The 26,604-nt window shown below is 62.1% G+C and carries 20 protein-coding genes, 1 pseudogene and 1 riboswitch; of the genes and pseudogenes, 13 read left to right on the top strand and 8 right to left on the bottom strand.

Going from position 1 to position 26,604, the window contains the following annotated elements; all coding sequences use genetic code 11:
* Positions 1-147: 147 nt before the first annotated feature.
* Positions 148-942 carry an alpha/beta hydrolase gene (locus tag AADW18_RS14980; RefSeq protein ID WP_337344190.1) on the bottom strand — a complete coding sequence of 265 codons (795 nt, stop codon included), beginning with the start codon at positions 940-942 and terminating at the stop codon, positions 148-150.
* A 299-nt stretch (positions 943-1,241) separates the two neighbouring features.
* Here AADW18_RS14980 and AADW18_RS14975 point away from each other — a divergent pair, with 299 nt between their 5' ends.
* The 3 genes from AADW18_RS14975 to AADW18_RS14965 all read left to right on the top strand — a co-directional run bounded on the left by AADW18_RS14975 (position 1,242) and on the right by AADW18_RS14965 (position 4,112).
* A complete protein-coding gene (locus AADW18_RS14975; RefSeq protein ID WP_346842731.1) occupies positions 1,242-2,369 on the top strand; it encodes a hypothetical protein in 1,128 nt (375 codons plus the stop codon).
* 25 nt (positions 2,370-2,394) lie between these two features.
* Positions 2,395-2,904, top strand: coding sequence for a hypothetical protein (locus AADW18_RS14970; RefSeq protein ID WP_337344188.1), 510 nt, complete (start codon positions 2,395-2,397; stop codon positions 2,902-2,904).
* Between the two features lie 137 nt (positions 2,905-3,041).
* Positions 3,042-4,112, top strand: coding sequence for a hypothetical protein (locus tag AADW18_RS14965; RefSeq protein WP_337344187.1), 1,071 nt, complete (start codon positions 3,042-3,044; stop codon positions 4,110-4,112).
* Positions 4,113-4,270: 158 nt separating this feature from the next.
* On the opposite strand, the gene cydX is transcribed toward AADW18_RS14965, so the two are convergent.
* From cydX to AADW18_RS14950, 3 genes are all read right to left on the bottom strand, one after another.
* Positions 4,271-4,399, bottom strand: coding sequence for a cytochrome bd-I oxidase subunit CydX (cydX, locus tag AADW18_RS14960; protein WP_337344186.1), 129 nt, complete (start codon positions 4,397-4,399; stop codon positions 4,271-4,273).
* Positions 4,400-4,411: 12 nt separating this feature from the next.
* Entirely contained in the window at positions 4,412-5,560 is a 1,149-nt protein-coding gene (gene cydB / locus AADW18_RS14955; RefSeq protein WP_337344185.1) for a cytochrome d ubiquinol oxidase subunit II, read from the bottom strand.
* Positions 5,561-5,778: 218 nt separating this feature from the next.
* Positions 5,779-7,347 carry a cytochrome ubiquinol oxidase subunit I gene (locus tag AADW18_RS14950; protein ID WP_337344184.1) on the bottom strand — a complete coding sequence of 523 codons (1,569 nt, stop codon included), beginning with the start codon at positions 7,345-7,347 and terminating at the stop codon, positions 5,779-5,781.
* A gap of 140 nt (positions 7,348-7,487) precedes the next feature.
* On the opposite strand from AADW18_RS14950, the gene cydD reads away from it, so the two are divergent.
* From cydD to AADW18_RS14925, 5 genes and pseudogenes are all read left to right on the top strand, one after another.
* Positions 7,488-9,206 carry a thiol reductant ABC exporter subunit CydD gene (gene cydD, locus AADW18_RS14945; RefSeq protein WP_337344183.1) on the top strand — a complete coding sequence of 573 codons (1,719 nt, stop codon included), beginning with the start codon at positions 7,488-7,490 and terminating at the stop codon, positions 9,204-9,206.
* Entirely contained in the window at positions 9,203-10,885 is a 1,683-nt protein-coding gene (cydC, locus tag AADW18_RS14940; protein WP_337344182.1) for a thiol reductant ABC exporter subunit CydC, read from the top strand. Before cydD ends, cydC begins: the two co-directional genes overlap by 4 nt.
* 710 nt (positions 10,886-11,595) lie before the next feature.
* Positions 11,596-12,867 (top strand): annotated as a pseudogene (locus AADW18_RS14935) (DEAD/DEAH box helicase); the annotation flags it as partial.
* Between the two features lie 207 nt (positions 12,868-13,074).
* The gene (queD, locus tag AADW18_RS14930) at positions 13,075-13,428 is read left to right on the top strand and encodes a 6-carboxytetrahydropterin synthase QueD (protein ID WP_337344181.1); all 354 of its coding nucleotides are present in this window, start codon (positions 13,075-13,077) and stop codon (positions 13,426-13,428) included.
* Between the two features lie 683 nt (positions 13,429-14,111).
* Positions 14,112-14,507 carry a phasin family protein gene (locus tag AADW18_RS14925; RefSeq protein ID WP_337344180.1) on the top strand — a complete coding sequence of 132 codons (396 nt, stop codon included), beginning with the start codon at positions 14,112-14,114 and terminating at the stop codon, positions 14,505-14,507.
* Positions 14,508-14,881: 374 nt separating this feature from the next.
* Here AADW18_RS14925 and bioD read toward each other — a convergent pair whose 3' ends face one another.
* A complete protein-coding gene (gene bioD, locus AADW18_RS14920) occupies positions 14,882-15,550 on the bottom strand; it encodes a dethiobiotin synthase (RefSeq protein ID WP_337344179.1) in 669 nt (222 codons plus the stop codon).
* Between the two features lie 143 nt (positions 15,551-15,693).
* Between bioD and AADW18_RS14915 the strand changes: the two genes are divergently transcribed.
* The 3 genes from AADW18_RS14915 to btuB all read left to right on the top strand — a co-directional run bounded on the left by AADW18_RS14915 (position 15,694) and on the right by btuB (position 19,000).
* Positions 15,694-16,179, top strand: coding sequence for a GAF domain-containing protein (locus AADW18_RS14915; RefSeq protein ID WP_337344178.1), 486 nt, complete (start codon positions 15,694-15,696; stop codon positions 16,177-16,179).
* Positions 16,176-16,559 carry a TfoX/Sxy family protein gene (locus AADW18_RS14910; RefSeq protein WP_337344177.1) on the top strand — a complete coding sequence of 128 codons (384 nt, stop codon included), beginning with the start codon at positions 16,176-16,178 and terminating at the stop codon, positions 16,557-16,559. The genes AADW18_RS14915 and AADW18_RS14910 overlap by 4 nt, the downstream gene beginning before the upstream one ends.
* 198 nt (positions 16,560-16,757) lie before the next feature.
* Positions 16,758-16,978: riboswitch (cobalamin riboswitch) on the top strand.
* A 114-nt stretch (positions 16,979-17,092) separates the two neighbouring features.
* Positions 17,093-19,000 (top strand): TonB-dependent vitamin B12 receptor, encoded by a 1,908-nt coding sequence (btuB, locus tag AADW18_RS14905; RefSeq protein ID WP_337344176.1) that lies wholly within the window; start codon positions 17,093-17,095, stop codon positions 18,998-19,000.
* A 394-nt stretch (positions 19,001-19,394) separates the two neighbouring features.
* Here the strand turns inward: btuB and dinB are convergent, their stop codons facing one another.
* The 3 genes from dinB to glmS form a co-directional block, all read right to left on the bottom strand.
* Entirely contained in the window at positions 19,395-20,462 is a 1,068-nt protein-coding gene (gene dinB, locus AADW18_RS14900; protein ID WP_337344175.1) for a DNA polymerase IV, read from the bottom strand.
* 343 nt (positions 20,463-20,805) lie between these two features.
* Positions 20,806-21,906: a glycerophosphodiester phosphodiesterase gene (locus AADW18_RS14895; protein WP_337344174.1), complete on the bottom strand. Its 1,101-nt coding sequence runs from the start codon at positions 21,904-21,906 to the stop codon at positions 20,806-20,808.
* A gap of 554 nt (positions 21,907-22,460) precedes the next feature.
* A complete protein-coding gene (glmS, locus tag AADW18_RS14890; protein ID WP_337344173.1) occupies positions 22,461-24,287 on the bottom strand; it encodes a glutamine--fructose-6-phosphate transaminase (isomerizing) in 1,827 nt (608 codons plus the stop codon).
* A gap of 190 nt (positions 24,288-24,477) precedes the next feature.
* Between glmS and AADW18_RS14885 the strand changes: the two genes are divergently transcribed.
* Complete coding sequence (locus AADW18_RS14885; RefSeq protein ID WP_337344172.1) at positions 24,478-25,749, top strand: efflux RND transporter periplasmic adaptor subunit; 1,272 nt, start codon at positions 24,478-24,480, stop codon at positions 25,747-25,749.
* 121 nt (positions 25,750-25,870) lie between these two features.
* Complete coding sequence (locus AADW18_RS14880) at positions 25,871-26,599, top strand: ABC transporter ATP-binding protein (RefSeq protein WP_337344171.1); 729 nt, start codon at positions 25,871-25,873, stop codon at positions 26,597-26,599.
* Positions 26,600-26,604 lie beyond the last annotated feature (5 nt).

Raw genomic sequence — 26,604 nt, 5'->3', positions numbered from 1 at the left:
ACGTTCTTTTTTATCGACGCATTGCTCGGCGTCCGCGTCCGCTGGGATATACATTGGGATCGGGGCATTCCGCCTGAGCTGCGGTACCAGGATCAGGGCGAGCACCTGCTCGCCCCGATTGCCTGCGCTTGGATCTACCTAGCGGGATCAGTCTTTTCCCGTCGCCTGGGCGTCATGCGCTGCGCGATCAATGACCTCGGCAACGACCTTCGCCTGGGTCATGTACACCGCATGGCTGGCGGGTGTGTAGGTGATCTTGGCGTCGATGCGCTTGGCCATATGCACCAGCATCGCCTGATCGAAAGCTTTGTCTTCGGTCGCGATCACCGCCCAGCTGGGCTTGGTACGCCACGCCGCCTGCGTCAGCCGGGTCTCGAACACCGACATGTTGATCGGCACCTGCGAGTCCCGCATGAAGGCGGCATCGGCATCACTGGCGTCATGGGCGAAACCTGCCTTGAACTTCTGCGGGTTCAAGTGACCGTAGCCGTCCTTCTGGATATCGATGACGAATTCCGGCGTCGCCGCAAAACCCTGATACTGCTGCGCCGTCGTTTCACCGGCATCCGGCGCCAATGCGGAGACATATACCAGCCCGGCGACCTTGGGATGCACACCCGCCTCGGTGATGACCGTGCCGCCCCAGGAGTGGCCGACCAGAATGGCGGGCCCATCCTGGCGATCCAGCACGCGCTGAGTGGCCTGCACATCGTCGGCAAGCGAGGTCAGCGGGTTCTGCACGATCGTCACCCGGTAGCCGCGCCGGGTCAGATCGTCATAGACCCCGCGCCAGCCGGAGCCATCGGCAAAGGCGCCGTGGACCAGGACCACGTTCTTTACCGGGCTGTGGTCGGAACCAGGGCTGGGGCTGGCGGCTTGTGCCAGCGGGGTGATGGCGGCGGCCAACGCGGTGGCCAGAACGACGGGGATGAGCTTGATCATGGGAGTGTCCTCGATGGTGGCTAGGAGATGGATGGCACCCGGCCTGCTGGCCGGTGGACATACTTTGCTGGCCGCCACGGGACTATGGGTGACGTAAAGTCTTTAAAAGTTGACTTATCGTGTTGTCGCCTATTCGGTGGTGTCCGCCAACTTGGATGTAAGCTCGCTGGTGTTCGGGGGAACATTCAACAAGGGGGTAGTCAATGTCGCGATGGACGGAGCAATTCAAGAACCACTCGTTTCATACCCAGTGGGCGAACCTGGAAACGGCCGTAAACTCGAAGGAACTAGTGGTGGGAGTGGAACCAGCATACGCGTTGGAACTCTCGCGCCTACGGAAGATCATCTCGTACATCGGCTCAATTGTAGACAACGCTGACCCCGAGATCGCAGGCACGCAGCCTTTAGATAACATGCAGACCTTCGTAGGGCTGATGTTGAGTGAACTCTCTACAATGCCCGAGGCAGGCAATCTGGGGCACCTTCAGACTGCCAACTCTCAAGCAGACCAAATGCTCTCATTTGCCATGCAGGTGCCCTTCAATGCAGTTGGTTCGGCGAGAACTACTCTGACGAAAGCTGCTACGGCTTATTCCGAGGCGATGGGAGAGTACGCCACCCGCTACGACCAACACATGCGAGAGCTCGCGGCGTCAGCAGAAAATGATCTGGACGTTTTGAAAACCAAGCTGGAAGCTGCCGAGAAGACAATTTTCAAGCTAGAAGCGAGGATTGGTACGAATGAGGCCGCGACTCAGACCCAACTTGCAGAGTTCAACAGCTCATTTCAGGTCAGTGAAGCAGCGCGTGGAGAACGCTTTGAAACCTATGTAGTGAAGTTTCAGGACAAAACGGATGCCCACTTCCAAGAAATGATCATGAAGAGCGCCAAAGGTTTGGAGGCTCTTAGTAAGTATCAGGAGGATGCGCATCAAGTCCTCGGCACCGTGGTGAACACTGCTCAAGCAGGCTCGTACGCGTCATACGCGAGCGAAGAAAAGAAGAATGCCAACCTCTACCGCTACGGCGCGATTACTGCGATGGTCTTGGCTGCACTCATCATGTTCATGCCCGAGTTGATTGGCTACTACCAACTTGGTTCTGCCCACACGATTGATTGGAAGCAGGCCCTTTACCGCCTCGCGTTCTCAGCCGCCCTCTTCGCCCCAGCGTACTACTTGGCGAAGGAATCGAGCACGCACAGAACGAATGAAGTATCAAACCGGCGAAGGCAGCACATTCTCATGACCATCGAGCCTTATCTCGCTCTACTGGATAAGGCTAAAGCTGATGAGATAAAAGCTGAGGTCGCGAAGAACATTTTCTCGGACAACTCTCCAACGGCTGAAGTCAAGAACGGCGACGCGAGCAACTTGATTGCACAGATGACGAACTTCTTGAACTCGCTGGCGAAGCACCGCAAGTAGGCGGACTGAGTAGGAAGCCGCAAACATGGAGAGCATTGAAGAAGAGGAGTACGTGTTCTTTCGCACGGCTAGTGCCGATGTGGACGAAGCTCTGGCGACTATTCGACTGGTGGATTCAACTTATCCCGTTCGAGTTCAGTATGCGTTGATTCGCTTTTCTGTGATCTGCTACATGCGGCCCTTTAGGTCTGCGAACACCAAGTTCCTTCACGCACAGCAAGCTGGGCCGCGCGCCAAGAAGATCAAATTGAACGAATGTTCCATCCCCTCGGCACTCATCCCCCTGCACACGGAACTTGCGTTGTACCGAGATAGCACCTACGCCCATACCGACATTGACAAGCGCAATCCACAGCTCAGCTATTGGAAAGACAGTCCGTTCGAGTTTCCGATAAGGTTTAAGGTAGTGGAAAGCAAGCCGCTTCACATTCACCAATCCCGAATCGTAGAACTTTACGAGGCAGTTGCTCGCAATATTGCATCTCGCCTTCGTTCGTTCGAAGATGACGTCAGGACAAACTTTAAAGAAGATTGATTGCTGCAGCATCATAGGGGTAGTACACCATACGGTGCGCTGTGGATTAGTCGTATAGCCGGACCCTGAGGTCCGGGTAGCACGCAGGATGGGATTTGGCGTTGGGCTACTTATAGATAATAGGGAGAGTAGTGATCATGGCAACAGCGAAGAAAAAAAAGACAAAGCCCGCTCGCAAGAAAGCCGCGGAAGCGACGTCGGATAGATCGATCTCCCCACCCGCCAAGTATCCGCGCAATGCAGTCGATAAGTCCCTGAGAATTCCGAAAGCAATTCTTGAACAGAATGCGGGAAAACCATGTACGGTCAAAGAATCGGCTAGCTTTTTGGGCGTGGGCGACGCTGGCCCGTATCAAGTAGAAGTGAGCTCTGGCATCAAGTACGGGTTCCTTGAAAGGCCTACCCCTGGACAGATTGCCGTTACGGAGCGCGCCAAACGCGTGCTGCGTCCGCAGGACCCGCAGGACAAACTAGATGGCATGCGAGACGCAGTGCTCAATGCGCCTGTCATATCGGATGTCTACGGACATTATCGAGGCGAGAATCTTCCAGACAGTCAGTTCTTTCATAACGCGCTTGTTGATACCTTTGGCGTGCCATCCGATAAAGTTGCCGAATTTCAGGACATCTTTATCGAGTCCCTGAGGGCTGCGGAGCTACTGACCGAAAGTGATGGAAAGCATCGGATCATTGATGTTTCTCAGGGCTCCAATGTAACTGGATCACGATCACCAACATTGAAGAAGCTAGAAAAATCGGTGAAAGTTGATGCAGGCGATTCGTGCTTCGTCATGATGCCTTTCGCGGCTCCTCTCGGCGACTATTACTCCAAAATATACAAGCCGGCGATTGAAAAGGCGGGCTTGCGAGCGGTACGAGCTGACGCTGACATATTTGGGACCGGAAAAATCATCGATCAGATCTGGGCGGGAATTAACTCCGCGAAAGTCCTAGTTGCCGAACTTACCACTCGAAATCCGAATGTCTTCTACGAACTTGGCTTGGCCCACGCGCTTGAGAAACCAGTAGTACTTGTTTCATCCAATGAAGCAGACATACCTTTTGATCTGAAGCACATTCGCGTCATCTACTATGATATGACCGACCCATTTTGGGGGAGCAAACTCCTGGACAAAGTGGCAGAAAATATTCTCTCTGCCATTGAGCATCCGGAGGAGGCGGTACTGAAAAGATCGCTACAGAAATAGATCATGAGCGCAGCCCAACAGATCTTTGCGGCCGACACTCGCCTTCGCTGAGTCCACGACTGAAGCGCGGTGTTAGGCGCATGGAAGATTCCGAGAAAATTCCACTAAATCCGCTGTCGGCGGACATCTAGGCTCTGCGTTCATCATAGAAAGCTTATTCATTCGCCTTGCTTACCGCTCTGTTCACCCGCCTCCCGGTCCCCCTCCCGCATCTCGTACCACATGCCATTAAGTATGGCGAAGCTAGCCGCCAATCCAACGCCCAATATCCACGAGAAATACCACATGGTTGCGACTCCTTAGTAAGCGTTGTGGTTTTGGCCGACGCTGTCGTTGCTCACCTTGCCGCGCAGGACGCGGAAGACCCAGGCGGTGTAGAGCAGAACGATGGGGAGGAAGAAGGCGGTGACCAGCAGCATGATGAAGAGTGTCATGTGGCTGGAGGATGCGTCCCAGAGGGTCAGGCTGGCTGATGGGTGGGTGGACGATGGCAGCAGGAAGGGGAAAGTCGCGAAGCCTTCGGTGAGGATGATCGAGGCCACTGACAAGCCGGATGCCATGAAGGCCAGCCCTGCCCGTCCGCTGCGCAGGAAGATGGCGCTCAGTAGTGCGCCTGCTACGCCGAGGATTGGGAATAGTCGGGTCCAGGGCATCGATTGGTAGTTGCTCAGCCAGGCGCCGGGTGCGGTGATTGCTTGTTTCGCCAATGGGTTTGAGGCGCCGGCGGGGTCGACGGTTCCCAGCAATGCATAGCCGTCCACGCCTTTGGCCAGCCACACGCCGGCGAGCACGAACAGCACGGCAGTCAGCAGCGCGGCGATGGCGCCGTAGCGGCGTGCGCGTAGTGCGATGTCGCCATCGGTTTTCATTGCCAGCATGCCGGCGCCATGCATGACCAGCATCGCCACGCTGACCAGTCCGCACAGCACGGCGAACGGCGACAGCAAAGCGAAGAAGCCGCCGGTGTAGATGGGCCGCAGGTTTTCGTCGAAATGGAATGGTGCGCCCAGCAATACGTTGCCCATCGCGACGCCGAACACCAGCGCGGGGACCACGCCGCTGACGAATAGCGACCAATCCCACACGGCGCGCCAACGCGGGTCCGGCACTTTGCTGCGGAACTTGAAGCCGACTGGGCGCAGGATGAGTGCGAACAGGATCAGGAACATGGCCATGTAGAAGCCGGAAAAACTCACTGCGTACAGCGCGGGAAACGCGGCGAAGATGGCGCCGCCACCCAGGATCAGCCAGACCTGGTTGCCTTCCCACACCGGGCCGATGACGTTGAGTACGACGCGCCGTTCTTCGTCGCGGCGCGCGACTGCTGGTAGCAGCGTGGCCACACCAAGGTCGAAGCCGTCCATTACTGCGAAGCCGATCAGCAATACGCCCAGCAGCAGCCACCAAATCAGGCGCAGGGTTTGGTAGTCGAGTGGAATGGTGTCCATGGGTGGGTCTCTATTGGGGGACGGTCTGGCGGCTTTTCTGGTCAGGTCAACGGCGGATGTCGGTCAATTCGGTGCCTTTAGTTTTTCAGGGCATTGAAGTCGCTGGGTCCCGGCGTTCGCCGGGATGACGGGATGATTGTTGACGCCTTTCTGATAAGTCGCTGGGTCCCCGCCTGCGCGGGGATGACGGTAGTTGCTCATGTCGTCTCGCCCTCATCTCAGGCGGTGGCGGGCTGTGCGCCGGTGACAACGGCGTCCAGTGCTTCGGCGGTGGCCTCCGGTCCTTTCAGGATCAGCTTGCGCATCAGCCATATCTCCACCACTGCCAGCACGGTGTACAAGGTGATGAAGCCGATCAAGGTGGTGAGGATCTGATGCAGCTGCAATCCGGAGGCGGCGAAGAACGTGGGCAGTACGCCATCGATTACCCACGGTTGCCGGCCGTACTCGGCTATCAACCAGCCCAGCTCGATCGCCACCCACGGCAGCGGCAGGCTGTAGAACGCCAGCTTCAGGAACCACTTGTATTTGTCCAGCCGCTGCGTGGTCGCCAGCCAGAACGCCAGGGTAAAGAAAGCAATGAAGTAGAAGCCCAGCCCTACCATGATGCGGAAGCTCCAGAACAGCGGCGCGACTCGGGGTACGGTGTCGAACGCGGCTTTGGAGATTTCCTGTTCTGTCGCGTTGGCGATGTCTTCGCGATAGCGCTTCAGCAGCAAGGCGTGGCCGATATCGCGCCAGTGCGCTTCGAACACTTCGCGCGCCTGTGCGTCTTCGCGATCCTTGCGCAGGCGTTGTAGCGCTTCGTACGCCACCAGGCCGTTGCGAATGCGAACCTCGGCGCGTCCCACCAGTTCCAGGATGCCGGGCATTTCGGTGTTCAACGAACGGGTGCCGATCAGTCCCATTACGTACGGGATGTGCAGCGTGTAGCTGTTGGTGCGGGTTTCCTGGTCGGGAATGGCGAAGGCGTTAAAGCCCGCGGGCGCCGGTTCGGTTTCCCACATGGCTTCGATGGCCGCGAGTTTCATTTTCTGGCTTTCGCCGGCCACGTAGCCGCTTTCATCGCCCAGCACCACCACCGACAGTGACGCCGCCAGGCCGAAGCTGGCCGCCACCGCCATGGACCGCTTGGCCAGATCGCGGCTGCGGCCGCGCAACAGATAGAACGCGCTGATGGCCATGACGAACATGGCGCCGGTCACGTAGCCGGCGCTGACGGTGTGCACGAATTTCGCCTGCGCCACCGGGTTGAACAGCACCGCGGCGAAGTCGGAGATTTCCATGCGCATGGTGTCGGGGTTGAACACCGCGCCGACCGGGTTCTGCATCCAGCCGTTGGCGATCAGGATCCACAGCGCGGAGAAGTTGCTGCCCAGCGCGACCAGCCAGGTGACCATGAGGTGCTGCACTTTCGACAGCTTGTCCCAGCCGAAGAAGAACAGCCCGATGAAGGTGGCTTCCAGGAAGAACGCCATCAGCCCTTCGATGGCCAGCGGCGCGCCGAAGATGTCGCCGACGTAGTGGCTGTAGTAGGACCAGTTGGTGCCGAACTGGAACTCCATGACGATGCCGGTGGCCACGCCCATGGCGAAGTTGATGCCGAACAACGTGCCCCAGAACAAGGTCATGCGCCGCCAGATATCGCGCCCGGTCATCACATAGACGCTCTCCATGATGGCGACCATGAAGGACAGGCCCAGCGTGAGCGGCACGAACAGGAAGTGGTACATCGCCGTCAACGCGAATTGCAGGCGGGACAGTTCGACGACGGTCATATCCGGCATGGGGGCAGCTTCCCGATAGGTTGAAGGTATTCTGCGCCCGCGGACCTTCCTGCGGGATGCGACAAGACGTCGCAGGTGCTCCGTACGGTTACAAGAGAGAATGCGGGCAATGAGCAGAACCCACATCAGCCGACTTTCCAATGGATGACACCGCCGCAGCCTTGCCCGACCCGGCCCTGCGCCGATCGGTCGCGCGCCGGCTGGATGCATTGGGGGCGCCTGCGCGAACGCGCTTGCGCTGGGCGGCAGCCGCAACGGTGGCGGCCGGCTGGCTGTTGGTGCCGCAGGCGGCGATGATCGCCTGGGCCGTGCAGCGGGTCTTTGTTGAAGGCGCTTCGCCGGCTGCGGCCGGCGTTCCGTTGGCGTGGCTGTTGTTGATTGGATTGCTGCGCGCGGGGCTGGGTTGGTGCGGTCGCCGCTGGGCCGACGATGCCGTCGAGACCGTCCGCCTGCGGTTGCGGGAGACCATCGTGCGCCGGTTGTTCGCGCAGGGACCGTTGAAGTTGCGCCAGCAGCGCAGTGGCGCACTGACCGAGCTGATGGGCACGCATGTGGATGCGATGGAAGGCTACTTCGGTGGCTTTGCGCTGGCGCGGATCGAAGTGGTGGCGGTGCCGTTGTTCTTGCTGGCCGCGGTGTTCTTTGTCGATCGCATCGTCGGCACGGTGCTGCTGTTGACCATGCCGTTGATCCCGCTCTTCATGATGCTGGTGGGCTGGGGTGCGGAAGCAGCCAGCCGTCGTCAGTTGCAGGCGCTGACGCGGATGAGCGGCCATTTTGCGGATCGTTTGCGTGGCCTGGGTCTGATCCGGTTGTATGGCCGGGCCGAAGCGGAACTTGCGGGCATTGCCGATGCCGCCGACAGCCTGCGCGAACGCAGCTTGAAAGTGCTGCGCATCGCGTTTCTATCGTCGGCGGTGATGGAGTTCTTCGCTTCGCTCAGCGTGGCGATGGTGGCGATGTATCTGGGCCTGACCTATCTGGGCATGTTGAATTTTCGTGGTCCGCCGTTGACCTTGGGTATTGGGGTTTTCTGCTTGTTGCTGGCGCCGGAGTTCTATGCGCCGTTGCGACGGCTGGCTGCGCATTATCACGACCGCGCTGGCGCGCTGGCGGCGTTGGGCGAGTTGGAAACTGCGCTGGAGACCACCTTTGATGGCGATGCCAAGGCTTCCCTCGCCTCACCTCACGTCGAAGATGCAAACAATGAGCGTGGTGCGCCGGCGATTGCTGTGCGGCATGCCGCACTGAAACCGCATGGCGCGGCACATGACGTGCTGGCGGATGTGTCTTTCGAATTGCCGACAGGCGGACGCTTGGCAGTGATCGGTCCCAGTGGCTGCGGCAAAAGCACGCTGCTGGAAGCGTTGGCGGGATGGTTGCCTGCATCTTCCGGGCAAGTGCTGGTACCCGCCGGTACTCGCATCGGTTATGCGCCGCAACGGCCGTTTCTATTCCACGCCAGCATTGCCGACAACCTGCGCATGGCATGTCCCCATGCCACCGATGCTCAACTGCACGCGGCTGCGGAAGCGGCACAGGTGATGGCATTCGCGGCGTGTCTGCCGCAAGGGCTGGATACGGTGATTGGCGAACGCGGCTTCGGTTTGTCCGGTGGCGAAGCGCGCCGTATTGCGTTAGCGCGTGTGTTCCTGCGTGAGCCTTCGCTGTTGCTGCTGGACGAACCCACCGCCTTTCTCGACCCGCAAACCGAAGCGGCCCTGCTGCGCGCGATTGCGGAGTTTTCGCAAGGACGCACGCTGGTGATAGCAACGCATAGCGCGGCTGCGCTGCGCATCGCCGATCAGGTGCTGCGGTTGCCGGAAGGTTCGCTCTCTCAGCAGGTGGCGGAACGGTGAAAGCGTCAGACGGCTACCGCGAAGTTTTCGCCAAGCACACCCGGCCGATTGCGTTGGCGATCGGCTTGCTGTTGCTCACGTTGCTGGCGGGCACCGGCCTGCTGGGCTTGGCCGGCCACTTTCTTACCGCGGCGGCGCTGGCAGGTACTGCTGCGGTGGGTTTCAACTTCTTTGGGCCTTCCTCCGGCATCCGTGCGTTGACCTTCGCGCGCATCCTGTCGCGCTACGCGGAAAAGCTGGTGGGCCATGACGTCACCTTGCGCCTGGCGCGCGACTTGCGCGTGTGGTTCTTCGCGCGTGTGTTGCCGCTGGCGCCGCTGGAGTTGGGCCGCCACCGCGTGGGCGATCTGCTGGCGCGGTTGGTGGCGGATATTGAAACGGTCGACGGTTTGCTGGTGCGGGCCATCGGGCCGCTGCTGGCGTTGAGCGGATTGGCGCTGGTGTGCGTCGCGGTGGCGCTGGTGGTGCTGCCTTCGGCCGGTATGTTGCTGGCGGTGATGGTGTTGCTGCTGGGTTTCGCGATTCCGGTTGCGACCACGATGGGCGCACGCACGCTGGAACGCGAACGCGCCGATAGTCGCGCCGCGCTGCGTTACGTGGTGCAGGAAGCTATTGAAGGTGCCGCTGACTTGGCTGCGCTGGATGCTGGCGACGACTGGATCACGCGGATCGACCAGCGCAGCCGAGCGCTGGCGCAATGCGAGCGGGCGCGCAAGCGGCGGCTTTCCGCGGGAACTGCTGCGCATGCGTTGATCGCCGCGCTGACGCTGCCGGTCGTGCTATGGCTGCTGCTCGACGCCGCTTACATTGGCACGCTATCGCCGCCTGCTGCTGCCGGTCTTCTGTTCATGACCGTGGCGTTGCTGGAAGCCGCTGCGGGAATCGGCCTGGCGTGGCAATCCTGGCAGGCGGCGAAGGCTTCTTCTCGACGCTTGCGGCAGATTGCCGGGCAGACAACGCAGGTGGTTATCGCCGAACCGAGGTTGCCGGTACCCGAAACCGGTGAGCTGCAGTTGAGCAACGTGCGCTTCCGCTGGCCGGGCGATCCGCGCTGGGTGCTGGATGGTATCGATCTGCGGCTGCGGCCGGGCGAACGCGTGGCGCTTTGCGGGGACAGCGGCGCCGGTAAATCTTCGGTGATGGCCTTGGTGCTGCGCTTGTGCGATCCGGAAGCAGGTGATGTGCGTTTTGGTGGAAGCGATTTGCGCCACTTCGACCCAGCGCAGTGGCAACGCCGGTTGGCTTGGCTGCCGCAAGAAGCGCCGGTTTTTGCTGGGCGGGTGCGCGACAACTTGCGGATGGGCGATCCGGATGCGGACGATGCGCGGCTTTGGGATGCGTTGGCGCAGGTGAAGCTTGAGGCGTTGTTCCGCGAATCGGCGCATGGCTTGGACACGTGGGTGGGCGAGAACGGCGCCACCTTGTCGGCCGGGCAATCGCGCCGGCTGGCGCTGGCCCGCGCGCTGCTGCGGGATTCGCCGATCCTGCTGCTGGACGAACCGACCGAAGGCCTGGACCACGACACCGCGACTGAATTGTTGCAAGACCTGGCGCTGGCCAGCGGCCACCGCAGTGTGTTGATGATCAGTCATGACGATCTGCCGGCAGGCGTGGTGCATCGGCGGTATCGGTTGTTGGATGGGCGGTTGTGGGAGGAAGGCGCGCTTCCGGTGGAATGATCGGCACCGTAAAAACACCGTAGGAGCGCCGTCTCGGCGCGAGCTTTTCGCTTCTCCGCGATCTGTCGGAAAGAGCTCGCGGCGGGACGCCGCTAAGGCGGTGGGATGGCTGTGGACATTTGCTCCTGTAGGAGCGCCGTCTCGGCGCGAGCTTTTCGCTTCTCCGCGATCTGACAGGAAGAGCTCGCGGCGGGACGCCGCTCCGCGCCTCGATAGCCAATCAGCGTGCGGGATCAAGAGCGCGCCGCAGCGCGTCCGAATGGCGAACCGCGGGCTTCGCTTTTCGGCTTTTGCTTGATCTGACGGAAAGAGCTCGCGGCGGGACGCCGCTCCTACAATGGCGGCGGGGGCGGCACCACCCTACAGCCTTGCCAACTGAACCCTTTTTCACCCTGAACAGCCGGTTTTCCCCCTTTAGACGCCAAGATCGGTTACAGTGCGCTCCGTTTGCCAGCGGCCGTTCGTTTCCCCAATGGTCCGCCGTCGCCGGGATTTCCAAGTGAGATCCCGCGCCCGCCCCGCTCCGACTTCTTTCGTTGCGCAAACTCGGAACCGCCGCTTTGGCGACTCCGCACACCCTCTCGCAGCGCGGTTTCAGGGAACGCTTCGAGTAACGGTCACTCCGCACCTCGCGTTGAACGTTTGCCGCACAAGCTTGTGCGACCGTCAGTTCGTGTGTCCGGCCGGCCGACTTTGGAGCTTCAATCGCAATGTCTTTCGAAAATCTCGGGCTGATGCCCGCTCTGCTGCGCGCCCTCAATGACGAGGGTTACACCCAGCCCACCCCCATCCAGACCCAGGCCATCCCGGTGGCGCTGGAAGGCCACGACCTGCTGGCTGGCGCCCAGACCGGCACCGGCAAGACCGCCGCGTTCGGCCTGCCGCTGATCCAGCACCTGGCCACCTCGCCGCAGGAAGTGTCCGCCCGCGGCCCGCGCAAGCCGCGCGCGCTGGTCCTGACCCCTACCCGCGAACTGGCCGTGCAGGTGCACGACAGCCTGCGTGGTTATGGCAAGTACCTGCGCATCCCCAGCACCACCATCTACGGCGGCGCCGGCATGGGCCCGCAGCTGGAAGCGCTGCGCCGCGGCGTTGACCTGCTGGTGGCGACACCTGGCCGTCTGATCGATCACATCGACCGCCGCAGCGTTGACCTGTCCGGTATCGAGATCCTGGTCCTGGACGAAGCCGACCGCATGCTGGACATGGGCTTCATGCCCGCCATCAAGCGCATCCTGGCCAAGCTGCCCAAGCAAGGCCGCCAGACGCTGCTGTTCTCGGCCACGTTCGAGGAAAGCATCAAGCAGCTGGCGATGGAGTTCATGCACAACCCGCAGCAGATCCAGGTGACGCCCAGCAACACCGTGGCCGACACCATCAGCCACCGCGTGCATCCGGTGGACGGCCACCGCAAGCGCGACCTGCTGCTGCACCTGCTGGCCGCCGATACCCGCGTGCAGACGCTGGTCTTCGGCCGCACCAAGCATGGCTGCGACAAGCTGACCAAGTTCCTGGAACAAAGCGGCATCCAGGCCGCGGCGATCCACGGCAACAAGTCGCAGGGCGCCCGCCTGCGCGCGTTGAAGGACTTCAAGGCCAGCCGCATCAACGTGCTGGTGGCGACCGACATCGCTGCACGCGGTATCGATATCGACCAGTTGCCACGCGTCATCAACTACGACCTACCGATGGTGGCCGAAGACTACGTTCACCGCATTGGCCGTACCGGCCGTGCCGGTGCACAGGGCGAGGCGATCTCGATCGTGGCGCAGGACGAAGCCAAGCTGCTGCGGGCGATCACCCGCATGCTGAAGCGCGACGTGGAAATCCGCGACGTGCCTGGCTTCGAACCGCAGACGCCGATCCGCTGGGGCAACAACAACCCCGCCGGCGAGCGTCCGGCCGGCAACCAGGCACCGCGCAAGCATGCCCGCCGTCCGCACTCCGACGCGCCGCGTCACGCGCATGCGGGTCCAAAGAAGCACAGCAGCGGCGCGCGTGATGGCGCCCGCAAGCCCGGCGGTTTTCGCCAGGGTCCGCGCGCCTAAGCAGCATCGCCTTGCCACCTCTTTCCGTCCGCGGAGAGGGGTGAGCGAAGGGTTTGAATCAAGCGGTCGTCGTCACGCATTTGCGCGGGGCGGCGGCCGTTTCGCCGAGATCTACTGCAACACCCACCTACAATACGCACCATGGATATCTTCAAGGTCTTCACCATCGAAGCGGCGCATCGCCTGCCGAACGTACCGGCCGGGCACAAGTGCGCGCGCCTGCATGGGCACTCGTTCCGTATCGAACTGCATGTCTCCGGCGACCTGGACCCGCATACCGGCTGGGTGATGGATTTCGCCGACATCAAGGCGATTTTCAAGCCGATCTACGAGCGGCTGGATCATCATTACCTCAATGACATCGAAGGCCTGGAAAATCCCACCAGCGAGCGCATCGCGGTATGGATCTGGGATCAGCTGAAGCCGCAGCTCCCGCTGCTGAGCGAAGTGGTGGTGCACGAGACGTGTACTGCGGGTAGTCGCTACCGCGGTTGATGGCACCGTTTTTGTGGGCGCGGCATTTTGCGGTCGATTGCCCTCGGTCGGTTGCTTTGGGATCGATTGCTTTTGAACGCCGAAAAGCGAAGCCCACCGTTCGCCAATTGGACGCGCTGCGGCGCGCTCTGGGTTGCGCACCCTGATGGGCTATCGAGGCGCGGAGCGGCGTCCCCGCCGCGAGCTCTTCCTGTCAGATCGAGGTGGAAGCAAAAAGCTCGCGCCGAGACGGCGCTCCTACGAGAGCCAGAGCCACCGCAGTCATCCTTAGTCTGTAGGAGCGGCGTCCCGCCGCGAGCTCTTTCCGTCAGATCAAGCAAAAGCCGAAAAGCGAAGCCCACGGTTCGCCAATTGGACGCGCTGCGGCGCGCTCAGGGTTGCGCGCCCTGATGGGCTATCGAGGCGCGGAGCGGCGTCCCGCCGCGAGCTCTTCCTGTCAGATCGCGGTGGAAGCAAAAAGCTCGCGCCGAGACGGCGCTCCTACGTTGCGCTAATGCTCCTCGGCCGCTCTCGCCTGTAGGAGCGGCGGGACGCCGCTCCTACAAGGGCGTTGGCCGCTGCAAGCATTTGATTCTGAATAGGAACCTACCGTTCGTCGGAAAACCATACGGCTGTTGTTGCATTGCAACAAATGACTCTATATGCTGCGACGCAACATAACGGCAAATCCTCTGGAGTACGCCATGTCCGCCCAATTCAACGACACTTTCAGCACCTTCACCCACCAGTTCGCCGCTGCCGCTTCGCGCGCCAATCGACTGGCGCTTGAGAACGCTGAGGCCATCTTCGGCGTGCAGCTGAAGACCTTCGAAAAGAACATCGACGCCACCACCGCTTACTTCAGCGAGCTGGCCGAAGTCCGCGATGCCGAAGCCTACAAGACCTTGTGGCCGAAGGGCCTGCAGGTTGCGAAGGACAATGCCGAGCGCCTCGTGGCTGCCAGCCAGGAAGTATTCGGCGTGAGCCTGAAGACCGGCGAAGCGCTGGGTCAGCTGGCCAAGTCGCAGATCGAAACCGTGACCGACAGCGTCCAGGCCTCCGTGGCCAAGGCGACCAAGACGGCCAAAGCTGCCAAGTAAGTAGGAGCGCCGCTTTGGCGGCGTCCCGAGGGTAGGAGCGGCGTCCCGCAGCGAGCTCTTCCTGCCAGATCGCACTAGCTTCAGAAAAACCTGTTTTACGCACGGCTCCCCTCCCTCCGTGCGGCCGACCCGGCAGCCCCCACGCTGCCGGGTTTTTTATTGGCTAAAAAATTTCGGCGGAATAACAAGCCTCCACGGCGTTTCGCGGACTCCCATGCCGTCATCCCAGCGAAGGCTGGGATCCATCTTGCTCTCAAGTGAAAAGCCAATGGATCCCAGCTTTCGCTGGGATGACGATGCGGAGAACCTTTGTATTACTCAGACTTGAGCCAATTGGCAGCTCAGCCTCAGACCCACCGCGCGCGCAGCGCACGCTACGGGGGCAGAGTCAGGTACCGCGCCAGCGCACGCGCATCCGCCGCTGGCGCATACGGAAGACGACCCCAACAAGGCACCGGCATCCGCGATTGCAACAGCGCGAAGTTTTCATCGCGGCGTTCCATCTGCGGGTCTACCTCGTTGGCGATCCAGCCCACCAGCCTGGCGCCATCCGCCAGCACCGCGCGCGCGGTGAGCCGCGCGTGGTTCAGGCAGCCCAGGCGCATGCCGATCACCAGCACCACCGGCAAGCCCAGTGCTTCCACCAGATGGCGCTGGTCCAGCGTTGCGGTCAGCGGCGCGGCCCAACCGCCTACGCCTTCCACGACGATCACGTCGGCTTGCGCGCGTAGTCGTTCGAAGGCGGCAAGGATGGGCTCCAGCGTGATCTCCACACCCGCTTCGCACGCGGCGATCTCCGGCGCCAGTGGTTGTGGCAAGGCGTAGGGGTTGAGATCGACGTAGGCCGGCACCGGATCGCTGGCGGACTGCAGGGCCAGAGCATCTTCGTTGCGCCAACCCTCCGCAGTCGCATCGCAACCGCTGGCGACGGGTTTCATGCCTACGGCGTGCAGTCCTTGGGCACGCAAGGCATGCAGCAAAGCGGTGCTCGCCATTGTCTTGCCCGCGCCGGTGTCGGTGCCGGTGACGAAGACGCTATTCACTTTTCACCTCGCCGCGGGCAAAACCGAACGTCCAGGTCCGCTTGCGTCCGTATTCCCACCATTACTGCGTTGTTCTTCCTATGCATCGGGCCATGATAAGACCGCGCACCGCCGGGCCATCCATAAAGGGCTAAAATCAAGCAATGTCATTCGCCAACCAGACTTTGACCGGCAGCAAGCCGGAACAGTACGCGCAGCTGCTGGCCCAGGCGCGCGCGCTGGTAGCCGGTGAAACCGACCGCATCGCCAACGCCGCCAATCTGTCGGCGCTGGCGTATCACTCGCTGCCGGATCTGAATTGGGTCGGGTTCTATTTCTACGATGGCAACGAGCTGGTGGTGGGCCCCTTCCAGGGATTGCCGGCCTGTGTGCGCATCGCTTTGGACAAGGGCGTCTGCGGCGCCGCGGCACGTACCCGCCAGACACAGCGTGTGGAAGACGTCGACGCCTTTCCCGGCCATATCGCCTGCGATGCGGCGTCGCGGTCGGAACTGGTGGTGCCACTGGTGAAGGACGATCGCTTGATCGGGGTGTTCGATCTGGATAGTCCACGCGTCGGCCGCTTCGACGAGGAAGACCAGCAGGGCCTGGAAGCCATCGCCCAGGCATTCCTGGAATCGCTGGCATGACCGTCAAACTGCGCAATATCGGCCCGAAGTCGGCCGCATGGCTGCGACAGGTGGGCCTGCGGACGGGAGAAGACCTGGCCGCGGTCGGATCGGTGGAAGCCTTCATGCGGGTCAAGCGCGCCGGCTTCCGTCCCAGTCTCAACCTGCTGTACGCATTGGAAGGCGCGTTGCTGGATTGCCATTGGCAGCAGCTGCCGGAGCACCGCCGCGGCGAACTGCTGGTGGCCTACGATGCCGCCGCCGCGCTGCTGCCTCCGCCGCGCGGGCGGCCCGCCGCTGCGCCGGTAACCACGACGCAGGGCTCCCAGGATGACGAAGGCGCCGCGCCGTCGTTCGACATGTTCGATTCCCCCAGCGGCGGCGGCGACAGCGACGACTGAGCCAAGGATCTTACGTTGGCTGTCAGCCTGTCATAGCGGCAGTGTCGGCATGACCATCCTGTGGGAGCGATGTAAGTCGCGACCGGAAATATCAACGTCGCGACTTACATCGCTCCCACAAGGAGTTCATCCGCGCCTCTGTAGAGCCGGGCACGCTGAGCCGGGCACGTTGTTCCCCGCACAAGCACATCTGCGCCTATAATCTCGGCGCTTCAAGGTGACCTGCTGGCGGATCTCGCCATCGGGTTGAAACGGGAAGCCGGTGAGCCAAACAGGCAATTCCGGCGCTGCCCCCGCAACGGTAAGCGAGTAGCACCAAGGCAACCGCCACTGTGCGACGCACGGGAAGGCGCCAAGGTCGAGCGCGATAGCGCGCTCATTCGCAAGCCCGGAGACCGGCCTTGGAGCTCACTGGTTGCGATGCGGAGGGCGTCGCGGCGTGCCGTGCGCCGCGTGCGCACCGTTCGCTCGCTTTCCCTTTTTCCTCGCGACTCCACGTTCCGCTATGCGCTTGTGCGCGATGGAGTTGATTCATGTCGTTCCGGTTTCCGGCTTTCCGTACCCTTTCTCTGGCCATCGCGCTGGGCCTTCCCGTTGTGGCGGCTGCGCAAAGCGGCGACAGCATCACTGACGACAATGCGACCGATCTGGACGAAGTGATCGTCACCGGCACCCGCACTGAAGTCTCGGTGCGGGACAGCCTGGTACCGGCGCAGGTGATCGGCCGCGCCGAGATCGAACGCAGCCAGGCACGATCGCTGTCGGAATTGCTGCGCGGCCGCGCCGGTGTCGGCTTTTCCAATCAGGGCGGCCTGGGCAAGATCACCACACTCAATTTGCGCGGGACCGAATCGGATCACGTGCTGGTGCTGATCGATGGTGTCCGCATCGGCTCCGCCACCGCCGGCCTGCCCGCGCTACAGGACCTGCCGATCGATCAGATCGAACGCGTTGAAATCGTGCGTGGTCCACGTTCCAGTCTCTATGGTTCGGAAGCCATTGGCGGCGTCATCCAGATCTTCACCCGTCGTGGCGGCAAGGGCTTGTCGCGCAACTTCCGCGTTGGTGGCGGCAGCAACAACCTGCGCGAAGCCAGCGGTGGTTTCAGCTATGGCGGCGAACGTGCTTGGTTGGGCGCCAGCGCGGCCTACCAGAAGACCGACGGCATCAATGCGTGCCGGGGCACCGCCGGTGATTCAGCCAATCCTTTCGGCGCCGGCTGCTTCACCGACGAGCCCGACCACGATGGTTATCGCAACGTGTCGTTGAATGTGCGCGGCGGTTTGCGCTTCGGCAATGCCTGGACGCTGGAAGGCAATTTCCTCAACGCCGACGGCGAGAACGAGTACGACGGAAGCTTCGTCAATCGTTCGGAAACTTTGCAGCAGGTGATCGGCGGCAAGCTGCGTTACGCACCTTCGGACAAGTTGAACGTGGTGCTGTCGGTCGGCCGCAACAAGGATCATTCGGACGATTATCTGGATGAACTGTTCATGGGCGTCTTCCAGACACGCCGCGACATGGCGTCGTTGCAAGCCGACTTCGGCCTGGCGGAAGGGCAACTGTTGACGGCCGGCCTGGATTGGCAGGACGACGTGGTGAAGAGCGATACCGAATTCACCGGCACCAGCCGCGACAACAAAGCCGGCTTCGTCGAATACCAAGGCACGTTTGGCAAGCACCAACTGCAGGCCAGCCTGCGCCAGGACGATAACGAACAGTTCGGCGATCACGCCACCGGCAGCGTTGGCTATGGCCTGTCGCTGGGCAAGGGCCTGAAGCTGACGGCCAGCTACGCCACTGGTTTCAAGGCGCCGACGATCAACGACCTGTACTACCCCTTCTTCGGCAATCCTGATCTGAAACCGGAATCGTCCAAAAGCCTGAACGTGGGTGTCGCACAGTACGCGGACAGCTGGAACTGGACCTTCAACGTGTTCGAGAATCGCGTGGACGATCTGGTTTCTTATGACTCCAGCATCTTCCTGCCGAACAACATCGACAAGGCGCGTATCCGCGGTGCCGAATTCACTTTCGATACGCAGATCGCCGGCTTCGATATTTCCACTCAACTGAGCCACGCGGATCCGCGCAATCGTACGCGCACCACGCCGACCGGCGCGGACAACCTCAACTACGATAACCTGCTGGCCCGCCGCGCACGTAATACCGGCCGCATCGATATCGATCGCCGCTTCGGCGATTTCCGCATCGGCACCACCCTGGTCGGTGCCAGCCACCGCTACGACGATGCCGCCAACCAGGTGCGTCTGGCGGGCTATGGCACGCTCGATCTGCGGGTGGAGTACGCGATCAACGATGAGTGGACGTTGCAGGCGCGCGCCAACAATGTGTTCGACCGCGAATATGAAACCGTGGCTTGGTACAACCAGCGCGGTCGTGAGTATGGATTGAGCCTGCGGTATCAGGCGCAGGATTGATCCGCGTTTCCCTTGTTTATATCAGCCCGGCTTCGGCCGGGCTTTTTTCTCGTGGTTGTTTGCACGCACTCATCGTGTGGGAGCGACGTGAGTCGCGACCGGAAACATCAACGTCGCGACTCACGTCGCTCCCACAAGGTTGGTTTATCGCTTTGCACCGTTCCCGGCGCGAGCTCTTCGCTTCTACGCGATCTGATGGGAAGAGCTCGCGGCGGGACGCCGCTCCGCGCCCCGATTACCGCTCAACATGCGCGTTCAAGAGCGCGCCGCAGCGCGTCCGGGTGGCGAACGGAGGGCTTCGTTCTTACGCGATCTGTTGGGAAGAGCTCGCGGCGGGACGCCGCTCCTACAAAAGCGACGAACCACACAAGGCTTACAAAGGAATTAATCCGCTCTACACGGCATCGAACAACGAGCCCTGCTCCACCACTTCTTCGCGCTCGCGGAATCCCGACAATCCCACACCCACCAACCGGTAAAGCGTGTCCGGCGGCAGGTCCACGCGGTCGCGCAGCGACAGCGCGATAGTGGTGAATTCTTCGACCGAGGCGGGCGGAACGTCGGGCGTAAAGCTGCGGGTAAGAATGCGGAACTGCGCGGTCTTGAGTTTCAGCACCACGGTATGGCCCACGCGCTCGGTCTTGCGCGTGGCTTCCCAGGTTTTTCCCGCCAGTTGTCGAATCGCTTCGCCCAGTTCGCCGATCGGCAGGTCGCGGGCGAACGTGTCTTCGGAGGAGATCGACTGCACCGGTTGATTCGGTTCCACCGGCCGCTCATCGATACCGCGTGCGCGCCGGAACAGACTGCCGCCGAAGCTGCCGAATCGTTGTTCCAGTTCCTCTCGCGGCAAGGCACGCAGATCACCCACGGTCTCGATGCCCAGCGCCTGCAACTTGCCCAGCATCACCTTGCCGACGCCCGGAATGCAGCCAACCGGCAACGGCGTCAGGAAGCCTTCCACCTGGTGCGGACGCACGACGAACAGACCGTCCGGCTTGCGCCAATCGGAGGCGATCTTGGCCAAGAACTTGTTGGGCGCCACGCCGGCCGATGCGGTCAGCGAGGTCTCTTCGCGGATTTGCGTGCGAATGGTTTCGGCGATGGCGGTTGCCGTCGGCAGTTCGGATTTCGGCTCGGTAACGTCCAGGTACGCTTCGTCCAGTGACAGCGGCTCCACCAGATCGGTATGGCGCAGGAAGATTTCCCGCACATGCCGCGACACCGCCTTGTAACGGCTGAAATCCGGCGGCACGAACACGGCCTGTGGACACAGGCGTTCGGCACGTACGGCAGGCATCGCTGAGCGGACGCCGAATTTGCGGGCCTCGTACGATGCGGCGCACACCACCGAGCGACTGCCGCGCCACGCCACGACCACGGGCTTGCCGCGCAGCGACGGATCGTCGCGCTGCTCCACCGAGGCGTAGAACGCGTCCATGTCGATGTGGATGATCTTGCGCATGCGCCCATTGTGCCGCCGGAGCGTCGCAGTGGGTGCTATCAAGGCGTCTCGGTTCAACCGTAGAACCATGTAGGAGCGCCGTCCCGGCGCGAGCTCTTCGCGTGTGTCGCAATCTGACAGGAAGAGCTCGCGGCGGGACGCCGCTCCGCGCCGCGGTAGCCACTCAGCGCACACGATCAAGAGCGCGCCGCAGCGCGCCTGGATGGCGAACGGTTGGGATTCAATCGCTTTTGCTTTCATCGCGATCTGACAGGAAGAGCTCGCGGCGGGACGCCGCTCCTACATCGGCATGTCGATGACCCGACGCTGGGTACGACGGGAATCCCAGCGCGCGTGCGTATCTCTACCGATCCACGGCTTTGCGGCCTATCGCCGGATCGTCGGTAAAGAAGCCGTCAATGCCGGTCTTCAGATAGCTGCGGATCTCGGCGATGGCGCCCGCTTCATTGCGGGTCCGCGGGTCTTCTCCCTGCCATAGCGCGCGGGGAAGGAACTGGTTTTCCGGTCGGAAGGTGTACGGCTGCACTTGTAGTCCGGCGGCATGGGCATCGCGCACCAGTGATGTCGGCTCGCCCAGTTGGCCCTGTTTGTCGACCGGGATGATGCTGCGCGAATACGGACCGATGGCATCGGCGTATTTCGCGATGGTCTGTAAACCGGAAGGCGTCATCATGTCGGCGTAGCGAAGCTTGCCTTTGGCCGCCAGTACGTCGCCGGGCTGTTCCTCCGGATCACCCAGCAGCTGCAACAAGCGGATATTGCCCCGTGAATCGCCCAGCTTGCCGCGCAGTTCGCGCAGGTTGGCGGTCTCGAAGGATTGAATGGTCACCGGTGCCGTGCGCGTATAGGCGTTCGCTGCTAGCGTCTCCAGTAGTTTCTCTTCCATCGCCAGGCCGATGCTCTGGAAATAGGTTGGATGCTTGATCTCCGGGATCAAGCCGATGACCCGTCCACGCGCGGCGGATTCGGCGGCTACCAAGGCGATGATTTCTTCCAGCGTGGGTATTTCGTACTGGCCGTCATAGCCGGTGCTGCGCAGCTGCGGCAGGCGTTCGCGGGCACGCAAGGTCTTCAGCTCAGCCAGCGTGAAGTCCTCGACGAACCAGCCTTCGACTTCTTCGCCATCGATGGCGCGCTTGCGTTTGCGGTCGGCGAACTCTGGCCGCGTCGCCACGTCGGTGGTGCCGCTGATCTCGTTTTCATGGCGCGCCACCAGCACGCCGTCGCGCGTGGAAACCAGATCTGGTTCGACCATGTCCGCGCCATCTTCGATCGCCTGCCGATACGCCGCCAGCGTGTGCTCCGGACGCAGCGCGCTGGCGCCGCGGTGGCCGATGACCGCCACCCGTTCGGCAATGGGGCGCTCTGTGGCAGCGGCAGGGAGTGACGTCACGGTGATCCACCCCGTCGCGGCGACGGCAATGGCAAACAAGAATCGCTGCATGATCCGGTCCTCATGGCGAAGATATAGCGCGCATTGGCAACACCGCGCCAGCGTAAAAAGCGCAAAGCCCGACAGGAGCCGGGCTTTGAGTGCGACGCGGGAGGAGAGAGGTGCCGCGTTGCGAGGCGTATTCTCCATGCCGATTGTTACAGCCCGGCGACGGCAACGGATGCTCGCTGTCGGGCAGGTGCGTTCTCGTAGAGCGGAGCTTGTTACATCCCCTTGGGGGGGCTCCGCTGCTCTACGCGCGAGCCATGAATCCTCTTGGCGTCGGAAAAAGCAGCCGAGCAAGCTCGGCTCTACGTCGGCCACCCGCGGATATGCGCTCCCCGTAGAGCGGAGCTTGCTCCGCTGCTCTTCGCACGAGCCATGAATCCTCTTGGCGTCGGGAACAGCAGCCGAGCAAGCTCGGCTCTACGTCGGCCGCCCGCGGATATGCGTTCTCGTAGAGCGGAGCTTGCTCCGCTGCTCTTCGCACGAGCCATGCACCATCTTGGCGTCGGGAAAAGCAGCCGAGCAAGCTCGGCTCTACGTGGGTCAGCCGCGATTGTTGGCTATTCGACGGTGACCGATTTGGCCAGGTTGCGTGGCTTGTCCACGTCGGTGCCGCGCGCCAGGGCGGTGTGGTAGGCCAGCAGCTGCACGGGAATGGTGTGCACTACCGGGCTCAGCACGCCGGTATGACGGGGCGTGCGGATCACGTGGACGCCTTCGGATTCGGTGAAGTTGCTGTCCTGGTCGGCGAACACGAACAGCTCGCCGCCGCGTGCGCGCACTTCCTGCATGTTCGATTTGACCTTCTCCAGCAGCTTGTCGTTGGGCGCGATGACGACCACCGGCATGTTGGCGTCTACCAGCGCCAGCGGGCCGTGCTTGAGTTCGCCGGCCGGGTAGGCCTCGGCGTGGATGTAGGAGATTTCCTTCAGCTTCAGCGCGCCTTCCAGGGCGATGGGATAGTGCAGGCCGCGGCCAAGGAACAATGCATCGGACTTGGGCGCGAAGCGCTCCGCCCAGATGGCGATCTGCGGCTCAAGGTTCAACGCGTGCTGCACGCTGCCGGGTAGGAAACGCAGCTGCTCCAGATAATCGGCTTCCTGCTCCGGCGTTACGTTGCCGTGCAGCTTGCCCAGCACCACGGTGAGCTGGAACAACGCGGCCAGCTGGGTAGTGAATGCCTTGGTGGAAGCGACACCGATTTCCGCACCGGCGCGGGTGTAGCAGACCAGTTCGCTGGCGCGCGGGATGGCGCTCTCCGGCACGTTGCAGATCGACATCGTGTGCTGATGGCCGAGCGACTTGGCGTATTTCAGCGCTTCCATCGTGTCCAGCGTTTCGCCGGACTGGGAAATGGTGACCACCAGGTGCTTGGGATTGGCGTAGGCCGCGCGGTAGCGGTATTCGCTGGCGATCTCCACGCTGCATGGCAGGCCCGCAATGGCTTCGATCCAGTAGCGCGCGGTCAGGCCGGCGTAATAGCTGGTGCCGCAGGCGAGGATCTGCACACCCTCTACGTCTTTCAGCACCGCTTCGGCATTGGCGCCGAACAACCGGGGCGAGAAGCCTTCCTCGATCACCGCTTCGATGGTGTCGGCGATGGCGCGCGGCTGCTCATGAATTTCCTTCTGCATGAAATGGCGGTACGGGCCCAGTTCCAGCGAGGCCAGCGACACGTCGGAGACATGGATTTCGCGCTGGATCGGCTGGTTGTTGCCATCGAACACGCGCACGGCATTGCGCGTCACTTCGGCGGTATCGCCTTCTTCCAGGAAGATCACCTGGCGGGTCGCCTGGAGGATGGCCGATACGTCCGAGGCGATGAAGTTTTCGCCTTCGCCCACGCCGATCAGCAACGGACAACCCATGCGCGCACAGACCATGCGCTCGGGTTCCTTGCGGCTCACCACCGCCAGCGCATACGCGCCGGTCAGTTCCTTGACCGTGCGTTGCAGGGCGCCCAGCAGGTCGTCGCCTTGCTTCAGGTAATGGTGGATCAGGTGCGCGATGACTTCCGTATCGGTCTGCGATTCGAACTCGTAGCCCAGCTGGCGCAGACGCTCGCGCTGTTCTTCGTGGTTCTCGATGATGCCGTTGTGCACCAGCGCCACGCCGTAGCTGATGTGCGGATGTGCGTTGGCTTCCGTCACTCCGCCATGTGTCGCCCAGCGGGTATGGCCGATGCCCAGTTGGGCGTTGAAGCCTTCGGCGGCCGCCGCACCCTCCATCTCCGCCACGCGGCCGGTACGGCGTACGCGACGCACATCATGGGCCTCCACCACCGCGATGCCGGCCGAGTCGTAGCCGCGGTATTCCAGCCGCTTCAGTCCTTCGATCAATACGGGGACCACATCGCGATCCGCGATCGCGCCGACAATGCCGCACATAGGCCACTACCATCCTGTGTTGAATAGACCGAAATTCTACTTGTCCGGCGTCGTCGACGCGTGTCCGGCAAGTGTCCGCGGACACGCGGACACCATTACGAAGCGGGACAATCCCCTTAAAATCAATACTTTATGTCTGGCATGCATCCTGCTTACAAGAGCGGGACACCATACATAACGCATGCCATCGATGATTCGGGACACCTCCGCTCAAGACCGCCCTCTCAGCCACTCGCAAAGCAGCGCTCCGTGGCGCCGCTGGATCCTGCCCGTCGGCGGTGGCCTGGTGCTGCTGATCTGCATTGTTTTCGCCGCCCGTGGCTGGTTGTCCGGCTCCAGTTCCTTCGATGCCAGCCGGGTCCGCATTGCGGAAGTGAAGCGCGGCGACCTGGTCCGCGACATCGCCGCCGAAGGCCGGGTGATCGCGTCCAACAGCCCCACCCTCTATGCCATCGCCGGCGGCGTGGTCACGCTGAAGGTCGTGGCGGGCGACGTGGTGAAACAAGGCCAGCCGCTGGCCGAAATCGACAGCCCCGAATTACGCAGCAAGCTGGCCCAGGAACAGGCCACGCTGGCCAGCCTGGAAGCCGAAGCCAGCCGCGCCACCCTGGATGCCACCCTCGCCCGCGCCAACGCCCGCAAGCTGCTGGACCAGGCCGAGATCGCCCGCCAGGCCGCGGAACGCGATCTGCAGCGCTACCAGCAGGGTTTCGATGGCGGTGCGGTGCCGAAGATCGAAGTGATGAAAGCGCAGGACGAGCTGCGCAAGGCCGAGATCGGCTTGGCTCACGCAAGCAAGGATTTCGGACTGCAAAGCGAAGGCGCCGGCCTGGATACCCGCAACAAGAGGCTGCTGGCCGACCGCCAACGTTCGATCGTGGTGGAAGTGCAGCGACAGGTCGACGCGTTGACGCTGCGCGCGCCCTTCGACGGACAAGTCGGGCAGGTGCAGGCCGGGCAGCGCTCGAACGTGGCCATCAACGCACCTGTCCTCAGCGTGGTCGATCTGTCGGCATTCGAAGTGGAGATCAAGGTGCCGGAGAGCTTCGCCCGCGACCTGGCCATCGGCATGCCGGCCAAGCTCACCAGCGGCAGCGGCGAACCGTATCCCGGCGAAGTCTCGGCGGTCTCGCCGGAAGTGGTCAACGGCGAAGTCAACGCGCGCCTGCGCTTCAGCGACAAGCAGCCGCCCGGTCTGCGCCAGAACCAGCGCCTGAGCGCCCGCATCATGATGGACACGCGCCGCAACGTGCTGATGGTCGAACGCGGCCCCTTCGTCGAACAAGGCAACGGCCGCTACGCCTACGTCATGGATGGCAGCTCCGCCGTGCGCCGTCCGGTGCAACTGGGCGTCAGCAGCCTCAGCGCGGTCGAGATCCTGGGCGGCTTGAACCCCGGCGAGCGCGTGGTGGTCTCCGGCAGCGATCAGTTCGGCGATGCCGAGCGCGTCTCTATCAATTGAGTTCTGAAACGCAAAGCAAAAGCAAATCCCCCTCATTCCCCCTTTAAAAAAGGGGGAGGCAGAAAAAGCAAGAATACTTTTCGTGCTTATCGCTTACCGCTCACCAACAAAGGACTTCGTCATGCTCGATATGCGCTCGGTTTCCAAGGTCTACCGCACCGAACAAGTGGAGACGCATGCGTTGCGTTCCCTCGACCTGCAAGTACGCGAGGGCGAGTTCGTCGCCGTCACCGGTCCCTCGGGCTCGGGCAAGACGACCTTCCTCAACATCGCCGGCTTGTTGGAAACCTTCACCGGTGGCAAATACCACCTGGACGGGGAAGACGTGAGCGGCTTGTCCGACGATGCGCGTTCGCAGCTGCGCAATCGCAAGATCGGCTTCATATTCCAGAGCTTCAATCTGATTCCTGACCTGAACCTGTTCGACAACGTCGACGTGCCGTTGCGCTACCGCGGCATGCCGGCCAGCGAACGCAAGCAGCGCATCGAAGAGGCGCTGTCGAAGGTCGGCCTGGGCTCACGCATGCGCCACTATCCGTCCGAGTTGTCCGGCGGCCAGCAACAACGCGCCGCCATTGCGCGCGCGCTGGCGGGTAGCCCCAAATTGCTGCTGGCGGACGAACCTACCGGCAACCTGGACTCGCAGATGGCGCGTGGCGTGCTGGAACTGCTGGAGGAAATCAACACGCAAGGCACGACCATCATCATGGTCACTCATGACCCGGAACTGGCCGCTCGCGCGCAGCGCAACGTCCACATCGTGGATGGCGCCGCCACCGACGTGATCAAGGAAACGCGACTGATTTCCGCTGTCGGCCTGGATGTCGACCTTGCTTCCGCACAAGCCTGAGGCAC

This window comes from Pseudoxanthomonas sp. CCNWLY206-1 (assembly GCF_039710385.1).
Classification (GTDB): domain Bacteria; phylum Pseudomonadota; class Gammaproteobacteria; order Xanthomonadales; family Xanthomonadaceae; genus Pseudoxanthomonas_A.
The sequence above is the reverse complement of the archived record's forward strand: the minus strand, read 5'-3'. Positions and strand labels throughout refer to the sequence as shown.

What these genes read in the sequence shown, in the direction of transcription:
- glmS (WP_337344173.1), bottom strand. Translation starts at nt 24,287, where the DNA reads ATGTGCGGCATTGTCGGCGCGATCGCGGATCGCGATGTGGTCCCCGTA.
- dinB (WP_337344175.1), bottom strand. Translation starts at nt 20,462, where the DNA reads ATGCGCAAGATCATCCACATCGACATGGACGCGTTCTACGCCTCGGTG.
- AADW18_RS14950 (WP_337344184.1), bottom strand. Translation starts at nt 7,347, where the DNA reads ATGCCGGATATGACCGTCGTCGAACTGTCCCGCCTGCAATTCGCGTTG.
- AADW18_RS14885 (WP_337344172.1), top strand. Translation starts at nt 24,478, where the DNA reads ATGATTCGGGACACCTCCGCTCAAGACCGCCCTCTCAGCCACTCGCAA.
- AADW18_RS14970 (WP_337344188.1), top strand. Translation starts at nt 2,395, where the DNA reads ATGGAGAGCATTGAAGAAGAGGAGTACGTGTTCTTTCGCACGGCTAGT.
- cydX (WP_337344186.1), bottom strand. Translation starts at nt 4,399, where the DNA reads ATGTGGTATTTCTCGTGGATATTGGGCGTTGGATTGGCGGCTAGCTTC.
- AADW18_RS14910 (WP_337344177.1), top strand. Translation starts at nt 16,176, where the DNA reads ATGACCGTCAAACTGCGCAATATCGGCCCGAAGTCGGCCGCATGGCTG.
- queD (WP_337344181.1), top strand. Translation starts at nt 13,075, where the DNA reads ATGGATATCTTCAAGGTCTTCACCATCGAAGCGGCGCATCGCCTGCCG.
- AADW18_RS14880 (WP_337344171.1), top strand. Translation starts at nt 25,871, where the DNA reads ATGCTCGATATGCGCTCGGTTTCCAAGGTCTACCGCACCGAACAAGTG.
- AADW18_RS14895 (WP_337344174.1), bottom strand. Translation starts at nt 21,906, where the DNA reads ATGCAGCGATTCTTGTTTGCCATTGCCGTCGCCGCGACGGGGTGGATC.
- AADW18_RS14925 (WP_337344180.1), top strand. Translation starts at nt 14,112, where the DNA reads ATGTCCGCCCAATTCAACGACACTTTCAGCACCTTCACCCACCAGTTC.
- cydB (WP_337344185.1), bottom strand. Translation starts at nt 5,560, where the DNA reads ATGGACACCATTCCACTCGACTACCAAACCCTGCGCCTGATTTGGTGG.
- cydD (WP_337344183.1), top strand. Translation starts at nt 7,488, where the DNA reads ATGGATGACACCGCCGCAGCCTTGCCCGACCCGGCCCTGCGCCGATCG.
- btuB (WP_337344176.1), top strand. Translation starts at nt 17,093, where the DNA reads ATGTCGTTCCGGTTTCCGGCTTTCCGTACCCTTTCTCTGGCCATCGCG.
- AADW18_RS14965 (WP_337344187.1), top strand. Translation starts at nt 3,042, where the DNA reads ATGGCAACAGCGAAGAAAAAAAAGACAAAGCCCGCTCGCAAGAAAGCC.
- AADW18_RS14915 (WP_337344178.1), top strand. Translation starts at nt 15,694, where the DNA reads ATGTCATTCGCCAACCAGACTTTGACCGGCAGCAAGCCGGAACAGTAC.
- AADW18_RS14980 (WP_337344190.1), bottom strand. Translation starts at nt 942, where the DNA reads ATGATCAAGCTCATCCCCGTCGTTCTGGCCACCGCGTTGGCCGCCGCC.